This is a genomic window from Bordetella sp. N, from assembly GCF_001433395.1.
Taxonomy (GTDB): domain Bacteria; phylum Pseudomonadota; class Gammaproteobacteria; order Burkholderiales; family Burkholderiaceae_B; genus Bordetella_C.
In genome coordinates, this window is sequence record NZ_CP013111.1 from 302,439 (window position 1) to 315,790 (window position 13,352).

8 protein-coding genes are annotated in these 13,352 nt (G+C 65.4%); 7 read left to right on the top strand and 1 reads right to left on the bottom strand.

From position 1 onward, the window contains the following. The first annotated feature begins 49 nt into the window (after nucleotides 1-49). The 7 genes from ASB57_RS01315 to ASB57_RS01345 all read left to right on the top strand — a co-directional run bounded on the left by ASB57_RS01315 (nucleotide 50) and on the right by ASB57_RS01345 (nucleotide 10,663). A complete protein-coding gene (locus tag ASB57_RS01315) occupies nucleotides 50-2,920 on the top strand; it encodes a 2-oxoglutarate dehydrogenase E1 component (RefSeq protein ID WP_057649880.1) in 2,871 nt (956 codons plus the stop codon). A 74-nt stretch (nucleotides 2,921-2,994) separates the two neighbouring features. Beyond that, complete coding sequence (odhB, locus tag ASB57_RS01320) at nucleotides 2,995-4,218, top strand: 2-oxoglutarate dehydrogenase complex dihydrolipoyllysine-residue succinyltransferase (RefSeq protein ID WP_057649881.1); 1,224 nt, start codon at nucleotides 2,995-2,997, stop codon at nucleotides 4,216-4,218. 122 nt (nucleotides 4,219-4,340) lie between these two features. Next, nucleotides 4,341-5,768 carry a dihydrolipoyl dehydrogenase gene (gene lpdA, locus ASB57_RS01325; RefSeq protein ID WP_057649884.1) on the top strand — a complete coding sequence of 476 codons (1,428 nt, stop codon included), beginning with the start codon at nucleotides 4,341-4,343 and terminating at the stop codon, nucleotides 5,766-5,768. Nucleotides 5,769-5,870: 102 nt separating this feature from the next. Continuing rightward, the gene (gene zapE / locus ASB57_RS01330; protein WP_057649886.1) at nucleotides 5,871-6,962 is read left to right on the top strand and encodes a cell division protein ZapE; all 1,092 of its coding nucleotides are present in this window, start codon (nucleotides 5,871-5,873) and stop codon (nucleotides 6,960-6,962) included. A 115-nt stretch (nucleotides 6,963-7,077) separates the two neighbouring features. After that, nucleotides 7,078-8,451 carry a tryptophan--tRNA ligase gene (locus ASB57_RS01335; protein WP_057649888.1) on the top strand — a complete coding sequence of 458 codons (1,374 nt, stop codon included), beginning with the start codon at nucleotides 7,078-7,080 and terminating at the stop codon, nucleotides 8,449-8,451. Continuing rightward, on the top strand, nucleotides 8,451-9,155 hold the full coding sequence (locus ASB57_RS31430; protein WP_057649890.1) for an SMI1/KNR4 family protein: 705 nt from the start codon (nucleotides 8,451-8,453) through the stop codon (nucleotides 9,153-9,155). Before ASB57_RS01335 ends, ASB57_RS31430 begins: the two co-directional genes overlap by 1 nt. 17 nt (nucleotides 9,156-9,172) lie before the next feature. Continuing rightward, on the top strand, nucleotides 9,173-10,663 hold the full coding sequence (locus tag ASB57_RS01345; protein WP_231755317.1) for an MDR family MFS transporter: 1,491 nt from the start codon (nucleotides 9,173-9,175) through the stop codon (nucleotides 10,661-10,663). A 120-nt stretch (nucleotides 10,664-10,783) separates the two neighbouring features. Here the strand turns inward: ASB57_RS01345 and tex are convergent, their stop codons facing one another. Continuing rightward, nucleotides 10,784-13,204 (bottom strand): RNA-binding transcriptional accessory protein Tex, encoded by a 2,421-nt coding sequence (gene tex, locus ASB57_RS01350; protein WP_057649891.1) that lies wholly within the window; start codon nucleotides 13,202-13,204, stop codon nucleotides 10,784-10,786. Nucleotides 13,205-13,352 lie beyond the last annotated feature (148 nt).

Below are 13,352 nucleotides of genomic sequence, written 5' to 3' on the forward strand. Positions count from 1 at the left end.
GGTTTTCCTGCATCGCACGGGTGAAGCACCCGGTAAGGTGAAGCAACACATGTCGACTGAGAACGAATCCAGACTCAATTCATACCTGTTTGGGAGCAACGCTCCCTACGTCGAGGAGCTCTACGAAGCCTACCTCGACAATCCGGCGGCGGTAAGCGATAACTGGCGTAGCTATTTCGACCAGTTGCAGCATCAGCCCGCGACGGATGGACAGGAAACCACGCGCGATCGCGCCCACGCCCCCATCATCGAATCCTTTGCCCAGCGCGCCAAGGCCAATGCCTTCGTCCACCGCGGCCAGGAACCCGATTTGTCGATGGCGTCCAAGCAAGTGTCGGTACAGTCGCTGATCGGCGCCTACCGCACCTTGGGCTCGCGTTACGCCGACCTCGATCCGCTCAAGCGCCAGGAACGCCCGGCCATCCCCGAGCTCGATCCGGCCTTCTACGGTTTGACGGAAGCCGACCTGGACCAGGTCTACTCCGCCACCAACACCTACTTCACGACCGCCAGCACGATGACGCTGCGCGACATCCTGAAGGCTTTGCGCGATACGTACTGCCGTACGATCGGCGCGGAGTTCTCGCATGTTTCCGATCCGGTCCAGAAACGCTGGATCCAGGAACGCCTGGAGTCGACGCTGAGCGCGCCGGCCGTGACGCCGGAACATAAGCGGCATATCCTGCAGCAGTTGACCGAATCCGAAGGTCTGGAGCGCTTCTTGCACACGAAATACGTGGGTCAGAAGCGCTTTTCGCTGGAGGGCGGTGAAAGCTTCATCGCCTGCATGGACGAAGTGGTCAACCACGCCGGCGAAAACGGCGTGCAGGAAATCGTGGTCGGCATGGCCCACCGCGGCCGCCTGAACATGCTGGTCAACATCATGGGCAAGATGCCTGGCGACCTCTTCGCGGAGTTCGAAGGCAAGCACGCCGAAGGCCTGTCCGATGGCGACGTGAAGTACCACAACGGCTTCTCCAGCGACCTGTCCACCCGTGGCGGTCCGGTCCACCTGTCGCTCGCGTTCAACCCGTCCCACCTGGAAATCGTCAACCCCGTGGTGGAAGGCAGCGTGCGCGCTCGCCAGGAACGCCGTGGCGATCATGAAGGCAAGCAGGTCCTGCCGGTGCTGGTGCACGGCGACGCCGCTTTCGCCGGCCAGGGCGTGGTCATGGAAACGCTGAACCTGGCGCAGACCCGCGGCTACGGCACGGGCGGCACCTTGCACCTGGTCATCAACAACCAGATCGGCTTCACCACGTCCGACCCGCGCGACTCGCGTTCGACGCTGTATTGCACCGACGTGGTCAAGATGATCGAAGCGCCGGTGTTCCACGTCAACGGCGACGATCCCGAGGCCGTGGTGTTCGTCACCCGCCTGGCGCTGGATTACCGCGCGCAGTTCAAGCACGACGTCGTGGTCGACATCGTTTGTTTCCGCAAGCTGGGCCACAACGAGCAGGACACCCCCTCGCTGACCCAGCCGCTGATGTACAAGCGCATCGGCCATCACCCCGGCACCCGCAAGGTCTACGCCGAAAAACTGCTGGCGCAAGGCGTGCTGGCCGAGGGCGACGCCGAACAGCTGGTGAAGGACTACCGTCAGCTGATGGAAGACGGCCACCGCACCATCGAGCCGGTGCTGACCGACTACAAGAGCAAGTACGCCATCGACTGGTCGCCGTTCCTGGGCGCCAAGTGGACCGACCAGGCCGACACCGCGGTGCCGCTGGCCGAACTCAAGCGTATCGGTGAGCGCATCACCGCCGTTCCGGAAGGCTTCACGCCGCACCCGCTGGTCGCCAAGCTGCTGAACGATCGCCGCAACATGGCGCAGGGCACCCTGAACCTGGACTGGGGCATGGGCGAGCATCTGGCCTTCGCCACCTTGGTCGCGTCCGGCTATGCCATCCGCATCACCGGCCAGGATTCGGGCCGCGGCACGTTCACCCACCGCCATGCGGTGCTGCACGACCAGAACCGTGAGCGTTGGGACGACGGTACGTACATTCCGCTGCAGAACGTGTCGGAAGGCCAGGCGCCTTTCGTCGTGATCGACTCGGTGCTGTCCGAAGAAGCCGTGCTGGGCTTCGAATACGGTTACTCCAGCGCCGAACCCAACACGCTGACCATCTGGGAAGGTCAGTTCGGCGACTTCGTCAACGGCGCCCAGGTCGTCATCGACCAGTTCATCAGCGCCGGTGAAGCCAAGTGGGGCCGCCAGTCGGGCCTGACCCTGATGCTGCCGCACGGCTACGAAGGCCAGGGTCCGGAACACTCGTCGGCACGTATCGAACGCTTCCTGCAGCTGTGCGCCGACAACAACATGCAAGTGGTGCAACCCACCACCGCCGCGCAGATCTTCCATCTGCTGCGTCGCCAGATGATCCGCCCCTTCCGCAAGCCGCTGGTCATCCTGACGCCGAAGTCGCTGCTGCGTAACAAGGATGCCGGTTCGCCGCTGACCGAACTTGCCGGTTCCAGCTTCAAGCCGGTGATCGGCGAGCTGGACGACACGATCAAGGCCAACTCGGTCAAGCGCGTGCTGGCTTGCTCGGGCAAGGTGTACTACGACCTGGTCAACGGCCGCAAGGAACGCGAGCTGGACAACGTCGCGATCGTCCGTGTCGAGCAGCTCTATCCGTTCGCTCACAAGGCTTTCGAAACCGAACTGCGCAAGTACCCCAAGGCCACGGAAGTGATCTGGGTGCAGGACGAACCGCAGAACCAGGGCCCGTGGTTCTACGTGCAGCATCATCTGTACGAAAACATGAGTGAAGGGCAAAAGCTGGCGTACGCCGGCCGCCCCGCCTCGGCCTCGCCGGCGGTGGGCTACATGGCCAAGCACCAGGAACAGCAGAAGGCGCTGGTTGAACAGGCGCTGGCCCCGAAGTACAAGGGTTTCATGCTGACCAAGTAAGCGCTGGATAAGCGTATGGGGCGCCCGCGGCGGGCGCCCCGCGTCACGAACTTTCACTATACGGATTCATAAAAATGGCTATTACTGAAGTTGTCGTCCCCCAGTTGTCCGAATCGGTCTCCGAAGCCTCGCTGCTGACCTGGAAGAAGCAGCCCGGCGCTGCCGTGGAAGCGGATGAGATCCTGATCGAAGTGGAAACCGACAAGGTCGTGCTGGAAGTGCCGGCACCCGCCAGCGGCGTGCTGGCCGAGATCGTCGAAGCCGACGGCGCCACCGTGACCTCGGGCCAGCTGATCGCCCGCATCGACACCGCCGCCAAAGCTGCCGCCGCCCCGGCTACCGCGCCCGCCGCCGAAGCCCCCAAGGCTGCCGCTGCTGCCGCCGCCGCGCCCGCCGCTGCCCCGGCTGCTTCGTCGTCGGCTGTGGCTTCGCCCGCCGCCGCCAAGATCCTGGCTGAAAAGGGTGTGCAGGCCGCCGACGTGGCCGGTTCCGGCCGTGACGGCCGCATCACCAAGGGTGATGCCCTGGAAGCCAAGGCCGGTGGCGCTGCCGCCAAGCCCGCTGCCGCCGCTCCCGCCCCGACGCTGTCGCTGGACGGCCGTCCGGAACAGCGCGTGCCGATGAGCCGCCTGCGTGCCCGCATCGCCGAGCGCCTGCTGCAGTCGCAATCGGAAAACGCCATCCTGACGACGTTCAACGAAGTCAACATGAAGGCGGTCATCGACCTGCGCAACGCATACAAAGAGAAGTTCGAGAAGGAACACGGCGTCAAGCTGGGCTTCATGTCCTTCTTCGTCAAGGCCGCTGTTGCCGCCCTGAAGAAGTACCCGGTGCTGAACGCCTCGGTCGACGGCAAGGACGTGATCTACCACGGCTACTTCGACATCGGTATCGCCGTGGGCAGCCCGCGCGGCCTGGTCGTGCCGATCCTGCGCAACGCTGACCAACTGTCGATCGCCGACATCGAGAAGGCCATCGCCGACTTCGGTCGCCGCGCCGCCGACGGCAAGCTGGGCATCGAAGAAATGACCGGCGGTACGTTCTCCATCTCCAACGGCGGTGTGTTCGGTTCGATGCTGTCGACCCCGATCATCAACCCGCCGCAAGCCGCCATCCTGGGCATCCACGCCACCAAGGAACGTCCGGTGGTGGAGAACGGCCAGATCGTGATCCGTCCGATCAACTACCTGGCCATGTCGTACGACCACCGCATCATCGACGGCCGCGAAGCCGTGCTGGGCCTGGTCGCCATGAAGGAAGCGCTGGAAGATCCGCAACGCCTGTTGCTGGAAATCTAAGCCTGGCGCGGCCGGCCCCCTGCCTGGATCGTCCCGGCAGGGGGCCGGCTTGATCGACGCCTTCTTTCACCCGGGCGGGGCGTGTGCTTATTCCGCCGTCCGCCTCCTCAAGCGAGAACACCATGTCCAAACAATTCGACGTCATCGTCATCGGCGCGGGCCCTGGCGGCTACATCGCCGCCATCCGCGCGGCCCAGCTGGGTAAGTCGGTGGCGTGCATCGACGCCTGGTCGAACGAGAAGGGCGGCCCCGCCCCCGGCGGCACGTGCACCAACGTGGGTTGCATCCCCTCCAAGGCGCTGCTGCAATCGTCCGAGCATTTCGAACAGCTGAACCACCACTTTGCCGAACACGGCATCGAAACCAAGGGCGCCACCGTCAACGTCGGCACCATGATTGGCCGCAAGAACAGCGTGGTCAAGCAGAACAACGACGGCATCCTGTACCTGTTCAAGAAGAACAAGATTTCGTTCTTCCACGGCAAGGGCGAGTTCGCCGGCAAGGCTGAAGGCGGCTATGCCATCAAGGTGACCGGCCCGACGTCGGAAGACCTGGTCGGCACGCACATCATCGTGGCCACCGGTTCGGCGCCGCGCGCGCTGCCGGGCCTGCCCTTCGACGAGAAGACCGTGCTGTCGAACGACGGCGCGCTGGCCATCGGCGCCACGCCGAAGAAGCTGGGCGTCATCGGCGCCGGCGTGATCGGCCTGGAAATGGGCAGCGTGTGGCGCCGCCTGGGCGCCGAAGTGACCGTCCTGGAAGCCTTGCCTGAATTCCTGATGGCCGCTGACCAGCAGGTCGCCAAGGAAGCGCTGAAGGTCTTCAACAAGCAAGGCCTGAACATCCAGACCGGTGTGAAGATCACCGAGACCAAGGCTGGCGCCAAGGGCGTGAACCTGACCTACACCGACGCCAAGGGCGCCGAGCAGAAGCTGGCCGTGGACAAGCTGATCGTCTCGATCGGCCGTGTGCCCTTCACCGACGGCCTGAAGGCCGACGCGGTGGGCCTGAAGCTGGACGAGCGCGGCTTCGTGGCCGTCGACGACGAGTGCAAGACCAACCTGCCCAACGTCTGGGCCATCGGTGACGTGGTGCGCGGCCCCATGCTGGCGCACAAGGCCGAGGAAGAAGGCGTGGCGGTGGCCGAGCGTATCGCCGGCCAGCATGGCCACGTCAACTTCGCCACCGTGCCGTGGGTCATCTACACCTCGCCGGAAATCGCCTGGGTCGGCAAGACCGAGCAGCAGCTCAAGGCCGAAGGCCGCGAGTACAAGGCCGGCAGCTTCCCCTTCCTGGCCAACGGCCGTGCGCGCGCCCTGGGCGACACCACCGGCTTCGCCAAGGTGATCGCCGATGCCAAGACCGACGAGGTCCTGGGCGTGCACATCATCGGCCCGATGGCCTCGGAGCTGATCTCGGAAGCCGTGACCATCATGGAATTCAAGGGCGCCGCCGAAGACATCGCGCGCATCTGCCATGCGCACCCGACGTTGTCCGAAGCCGTCAAGGAAGCCGCGCTGGCGGTCGACAAGCGCACGCTGAACTTCTGATGAAGCGGGCTGCGGCCCGGACGTAGTAAACCGGGGGGCGGGTTGTCATGGCTCGCCCCCTTCTCTTTTGTGAAGATGGGTTGCTTTCGGCCCGTGGATTCCATGAACGTACGCGAGTACTACCAGAACGCGCTGTCTGAACGCGGTTATCAGCCCGACGCGGCCCAGCAACAGGCCGTCGACCGGCTGCAGAAGTATTACGACGACTGGGTGTCCTTCAAGGCCATGCGGTCCAGCGCGCTGAAGAAACTGCTGAATCGTCCCAATGTGCCGCGCGGCGTATACCTGTGGGGCGGGGTGGGGCGCGGCAAGAGCTTCCTGATGGACGCGTTCTACGCCACCGTGCCGGTGGTGCGCAAGACGCGCGTGCATTTCCATGAATTCATGCGCAGCGTGCATCGGGAGATGCAGGAAGTGAAGGGCATGGCCGATCCGCTGGATGAAGTGGCGCGCCGCATCTCCAAGCGCTACCGGCTGATCTGCTTCGACGAGTTCCACGTGTCGGACGTGGCCGATGCCATGATCCTGCACCGCCTGCTGCTCAAGCTGTTCGAGTACGGCGTGTCCTTCGTGATGACGTCGAACTACGAGCCGAAGACGCTGTATCCCGACGCCTTGTACCGCGAGCGCATCCTGCCGGCCATCGAGCTGATCGAAACCCGCATGGACATCCTGAATGTCGATGCGGGCGTCGACTACCGGCGTCGCACGCTGGAACAGGTCAAGTCTTACCACTGCCCCCTGGACCAGGCGGCCGAGGACGCGCTGGAGGCGGCTTTCAACGGCCTGGCCGACCGGCCGCGCGAAGATCCGGTCCTGCACATCGAGCATCGGGAGCTGCGCTGCCATGCCCTGGCCGGCAGCGTGGTGTGGTTCGATTTCGCGACACTCTGCGGCGGTCCGCGTTCGCAGAACGACTACCTGGAACTGGCCAGCCGCTTCCAGGCCGTGATCCTGTCGGGCGTGCCCAAGCTGGAGCCGCGGCATGCGTCGGAAGCGCGCCGCTTCACCTGGCTGATCGACGTGTTCTACGACCACCGCGTCAAGCTGATCATGTCGGCGGCGGTGGAGCCCGAGGAAATCTATACCCAGGGCACGCTGGCCAACGAATTCCACCGTACCGTGTCGCGCATCCTGGAGATGCAGTCCAAGGAGTACCTGGAGTCCAGCCGGCGCGATACGGTGGCGCTGTAGCCCCGCGGGAGCAGGGGGGCGGGAACGGTTTGCTTTGACGGGTACGTAAGAGCGGGCGCGTAAAAGCGGGCACGTTAAACTACGTGCTTTCCCGTTTCCCTCGCGAACCGCCGCCATGAACACCCGCGTCCTCACCGGCATCACCACCACCGGCACTCCCCACCTTGGCAATTACGCCGGCGCCCTGCGCCCCGCGATCGAGGCCAGCTTCTCGCCTGGGGTCGACGCGTTCTACTTCCTGGCGGACTACCACGCGCTGATCAAGGCCGACGATCCGGTGCGCGTGTCCCGCTCGCGCCTGGAAATCGCCGCCACCTGGCTGGCCGCCGGGCTGGATCCGGAACGCGTGACGTTCTACCGCCAATCCGACGTTCCCGAGATCCCCGAACTCAGCTGGATCCTGACCTGCGTCACGCCCAAGGGCCTGATGAATCGCGCCCATGCCTACAAGGCGTCGGTGGACCAGAATGCCGAGAAGGGTGTCGAGCCGGATGACGGCGTGACCATGGGCCTGTTCTCCTACCCGGTGCTGATGGCCGCGGACATCCTGATGTTCAACGCCAACAAGGTGCCGGTGGGCCGCGACCAGATCCAGCATCTGGAAATGGCGCGCGACATCGCCCAGCGTTTCAACCACACGTACAAGGGCGATTATTTCGTGCTGCCCGAAGTGGTGATCGCCGAGGAAGTGGCCACCTTGCCGGGCCTGGATGGCCGCAAGATGTCCAAGAGCTACAACAACACCATTCCGCTGTTCGAGGGCGGCGCCGCGGCCCTGCGCGCGGCGGTGATGCGCATCGTCACCGATTCGCGCCAGCCGGGCGAAGCCAAGGACCCGGACGACAGCCATCTGTTCACGTTGTTCCGCGCCTTCGCCACGCATGAGGAGTCGGCCGAATTCCGTGCCGCGCTGCTGGCGGGCATGGGTTGGGGCGAAGCCAAGCAGGCCCTGTGCGATCGCCTGGAGCGCGAGCTGGCGGAAAAGCGCGAGCGCTACGATGCCTTGATGGCGCGTCCCGATGACATCGAGGACATCCTGCAGGCGGGCGCCGTGAAGGCGCGCAAGCTGGCCATGCCGCTGATGGAGCGCGTGCGCGAAGCCATCGGGCTGCGCACCCTGCGTGGCAGCGCCACCGCCAAGGGCGCGGGCAAGAAGGCCGCCGCCAAGAGCGCGCGCTTCGTCAGCTTCCGCGACGAGGATGGCCGTTTCCGCTTCCGCCTGATGTCGGCCGAGGGCGAGCAGCTTCTGCTGTCGGTCGCTTATGCCGATCCCAAGGAAGCGGGCGCGGTGATGAAGCGCCTGCAAGGCGAGGGCGCCAAAGTGCTGGCCAATTACGATTCCGCCACGGAAGCCGTCAAGCGGACTGGCTATGTGGTCGAGCTGGACGGCGCGGTGATCGCCCATAGTCCCGACGGGCTGGACGCGGCCGCCGCCGATGCCGCCGCGCAAGCCACGCGCGCGGCCCTGGCCGGGCTGCAGGCCTCGTGATGGGCGGATTACACGACCTGGTCGGTCTGCGGGAACTGGCTGAGGAAATCGGCGTGCCGCTGTCTCCCGTGCTGGCCGACTGCATCGAGCGCGGCTTGACGGTATATCCGGACGATTACCGCGACAACTACGATGCCATTCTGCAAAGCCGGCCGCCGGCCATGGCCAGCACCTACGATTTCGAATGGACGGGGCTGGACGAGGCCCGCACCTTGTGCGAAGAGTGGCTGGTGCCGTCCAGCCAGCATGGCAACGCTTTTCTGCCTTTCGGCATGTCCGGCGCGGGCGACGTGTATGCCCTGATCCGCCTGGCCGATGGCCGGACCGGCTGCGGCATCGTGCTGCACGATCAGGACGACAGCGAAATGCGCTACGGCAGCTTCGAGGACTTCGTCTGCGCGCAGCTGCTGGACACGCTGCACGACCTCAGCCACCTGACTGACGATTTCGCCATGGACGCCGCCGCGCAATGCGTGCGGGCCGACATCATGCGCCTGGCGCCGGCGCTGCCGCCCCAGTCCGGCATGCTGTTGATGGGCGCCGCCTCCCGCGAGCCGTTCTCCGCCTCCATCCAGCGCGGCCCCAAGGCCAAACCGGAGCTGGTCGCGGCCCTGATCACGACGCAGGAGCATACGGACCTGATGGCACGCTTTCTGCTGTCGGAGCCGGTGACTTTCAACACCACGCCTCCCTGGGAAATCTGATCATTACGTCTTCGGTATTGCCGCCCGCCGCGCGCAGGCGGGTCTTCGCCGGTCTGTTGCTGGCGATGCTGCTCGGAGCGCTGGACCAGAGCATCGTGTCCACCGCCTTGCCGGTCATCACCACCGAACTGGGCGGCCTGAATCACCTGGCCTGGGTCGTGACGTCCTTCATGCTGACGTCGACCGTCAGCGCGCCGCTGTACGGCAAGCTCTCGGACATGTATGGGCGCAAGCCCCTGTTCGCCGTGAGCATCGTCCTGTTTCTTGGGGCGTCGGTGCTGTGCGGCACCGCGGATTCCATGCTGGGTCTCATCCTGGCGCGGGCCTTGCAAGGGCTGGGCGCCGGCGGGCTCATGACCCTGGCGCAGACCATCATCGCGGGCATCGTGCCGAACCGGGACCGGGCCCGCTATCAAGGCCTGTTCACCGCGACGTTCGCGGTCAGCAGCGTGGCGGGACCGATACTGGGCGGCGTCATCACCACCCACCTGTCCTGGCGCTGGATCTTTCTGATCAATCCCCCGCTGGGTATCGCGGCCTTGCTGCTGGTGCTTTCGTCCTTGCCCGGCGGCCTGCAGCGTGGCCACCATGCCATCGACTATATGGGCGCGGCGCTGGTGACTTTGGGTACCTCGGCCTTGTTGCTGCTGTTCAATTCCGCCGGGATTCCGCTGGCGAGCAGTGACTTCGCCCGTGCGGTCCTGATCGTGGTGGCGGTCGGGGCTTTCGCCATGCTGTACTTCACCGAGCGGCGCGCGCGCGAACCGCTCATCGATTTGAAGTTGTTCCGCAACGCGTCGTATTCGATCTGCGTGGCGGCGTCGGGCCTGATGTCCTTCGCCATGATGGGCTCGCTGATCTTCATGCCGCTGTATTACCAGCTGGTGCTGCAGCAGACGCCGACGCAATCCGGCGCCATGGTCTTGCCGCAGGTGGTGACCATGGTCATCAGCTCGGTGGCGGGCGGGCGTTTCGGCACGACACCGGCGCGCATCCACGCGATGCTGCCCGTCGGGGTAGGGCTGGAGTGTCTTGGGCTGGTGCTGTTGGCCGTGTTCGCGCACTTCGATCTGGGCGTCCCCGCCTTTCTGTTCGCGGTTGGCGTGCTGGGTTGCGGGATGGGCATGGGGATGTCGATCGCCACCGTGATCGTGCAGAACTCGGTCAGCGAATCGGTGCGCGGCGCGGCGACGGCGACGATGTCCTTCGTCCGCTCGCTGGGTGGTTCCCTGGGCACCGCGGTCTCCGGCGCCGTGATGGCTTATGTGTTGAGCCGCCAGTTCGCCACCGTGGGCGCCGGCATCGACGCCGGCACGTTCCTGGAACGCGGGCTGAGCGCCGTGTCAGCCCTGGCGCCGGAGCAACAGCTTACCGTGGTCGACATGTACCGCCAGTCCATAGGCGCCAGCCTGGTCGCCGGCGGCATTTTCATGTTCGGCGGCTTCCTGCTGGCGCTGAAGCTGTTCCTGATGCACAAGGCCGGGGCGAAAGACGCTGCCCAGACATGATGTGGCGGTCTGGATAGGGTGCCGGTCGGCTGGTTTCCCAGGAGTGATGTGCATGTTGATATGCACGAAAAAGGGGACCTCAATCGAGGTCCCCTTCGTACGCATGCCGTCGACTGCGTCTTAGCGCTTCAGCTTCGCGAACGCATCCGCCATCGCGCTGTTCATCCCGCCGGCACTGCCGCTGCCGCCACGGCTGTCCTGGCCGCCGCGTCCACCACGGTTGCCTTGGCCGCCACCGCCGCCCGGACGTCCGGCACCAGCCCCACGGCCGCCGCCTTCGGCGCCCGCGGCACGGCGCGCGGGTTGCGCGGTGTCGTTCAGGCGCATGGTCAGCGCCACGCGCTTACGCGGCACGTCGACTTCCAGCACCTTGACCTGCACGGTCTGTCCAACCCGCACCACATCCCGCGGATCCTTGACGAACTTCTCCGACAGGGCGGAAATGTGGACCAGACCGTCCTGGTGCACGCCGATGTCCACGAAGGCGCCGAAGTTGGCGACGTTGGTTACCACGCCTTCCAGAATCATGCCTTCGTGCAGGTCATTCAGCGTTTCCACGCCTTCCTTGAAGGTCGCCGTCTTGAACTCGGGACGCGGATCGCGGCCCGGCTTTTCCAGTTCGGTGAAGATGTCGCGCACGGTCGGCAAGCCGAAACGCTCGTCGGTGAAGTCCGACGGCGACACGCCCTTGAGCGCTTCGCGCTGGCCCATGATCTGGCGCACTTCAGCCTTGATGCGGTCCAGGATGCGCTCGACCACGGGATAGGCTTCCGGGTGCACCGACGACGCGTCCAGCGGATTCTCGCCACCCTGGATGCGCAGGAAGCCCGCGGCCTGTTCGAAGGCCTTGTCGCCGAAGCGGGGCACCTTGCGCAGCGCGTCGCGCGACGGGAACGCACCGTTCTCGTCGCGCCAGGCAACGATGTTCTTGGCGAGCAGGGAGTTCAGGCCCGATACGCGCGTCAGCAGTGGCGCCGAGGCCGTATTGACGTCCACACCCACTGCGTTCACGCAATCCTCGATGACCGCATCCAGCGAACGGGCCAGCTCGCGCTGGTTGACGTCGTGCTGGTACTGGCCCACGCCGATGGCCTTGGGCTCGATCTTGACCAGTTCCGCCAGCGGATCCTGCAGGCGGCGGGCGATGGAGACCGCGCCACGGATGGTGACGTCCAGGTCGGGAAATTCCAGCGCGGCCAGTTCCGACGCCGAATACACGGAAGCGCCGGCTTCGGACACGACCACGCGGGTCAGCTTCAGGTCGGGGTAGGCCGTGGACAAGTCCGCCACCAGCTTTTCGGTTTCGCGCGAGGCGGTACCGTTGCCGATCGCCACCAGTTCGATCTTGTGCTTGGCGGCCAGGGCAGCCAGCACCTTGATCGAACCTTCGCGGTCGCGGCGCGGTTCGAAAGGATAGATCGTCGCGTGGTCCACCACCTTGCCGGTGGGGTCGATGACGGCGACCTTGCAGCCCGTGCGGATGCCGGGGTCGACGCCCAGCACGGTCTTGGGGCCGGCCGGCGCGGCCAGCAGCAGGTCTTTCAGGTTGGCCGAGAACACGCGGATGGCCTCAGCTTCGGCCTCTTCGCGCAGGCGGCCCATCAGCTCGCTTTCGAAAGTCGTCAGCAGCTTGACGCGCCAGGTCCAGCGGCACACTTCGCCCAGCCAGCGGTTGCGCGGCGACGCGTCCAGGCCGAACAGGTTGTTGCCCAGCTTCAAATGGCTGGCGACGCGCGTCACGCAGGGATGCGGCGTCTGCGCTTCGAGTTCGGCCTCCAGGCCCAGGCGCAGCTCCAGCACGCCTTGCTGGCGGCCGCGCAGCAGCGCCAGGATGCGGTGCGAGGGCAGGGTGCGCAGCGGCTCGTTGAAATCGAACCAGTCGCGGAAATTCGCGCCTTCCGCTTCCTTGCCGTCGGCCATCTTGGAATACACCAGGCCGGTGCTCCACAGATGCGTACGCATGTCGGCCAGCAGGTTGGCGTCCTCGGCATAACGCTCGGCCAGGATGTCGCGCGCGCCGTCCAGCGCCGCCTTGGCGTCGTTGATGGAGGCTTCGGCGTTCAGGTACTGGGCGGCCAGCACGGCCGGGTCGCAGTCCATATCCGCCAGAATGGCTTCGGCCAGCGGCTCCAGACCCGCCTCGCGAGCGATCTGGGCGCGCGTGCGGCGCTTCGGCTTATAGGGCGCGTAAAGGTCTTCCAGGCGTTGCTTGGTGTCGGCAGCGCGGATTTCGGTCTCAAGCTCGGGGGTGAGCTTGCCTTGCTGGCCTACCGACTCAAGGATGGCGACGCGGCGCTCTTCCAGTTCGCGCAGGTAACCCAGGCGGACTTCCAGATTACGCAGGACGGTATCGTCCAGGCCACCCGTGGCTTCCTTGCGGTAGCGCGAAATGAATGGCACGGTCGCGCCATCGTCGAGCAATTCGACGGCGGCGGCGATCTGCGTGGCGCGCGCGCCGAGTTCTTCAGCCAGCTGAGCAATGATGCGGGCCTGGTCGACGCCGGCTTGGCCGGCGCTCGTGGTAGCGGAAGTTTCGGACATCTCGATACAACGACAAAATGGAAAAAGAAAACCGTCCCGGGCGGGCTTGCCGCCCGGGACGCCCCGTGGGCAAGAGGCGGATTGTGCCACACGCCCAGGCGAGGCTGCCGGGCACGGCGGGGGATTTCGTCCCTTTTTACCGCGAGAT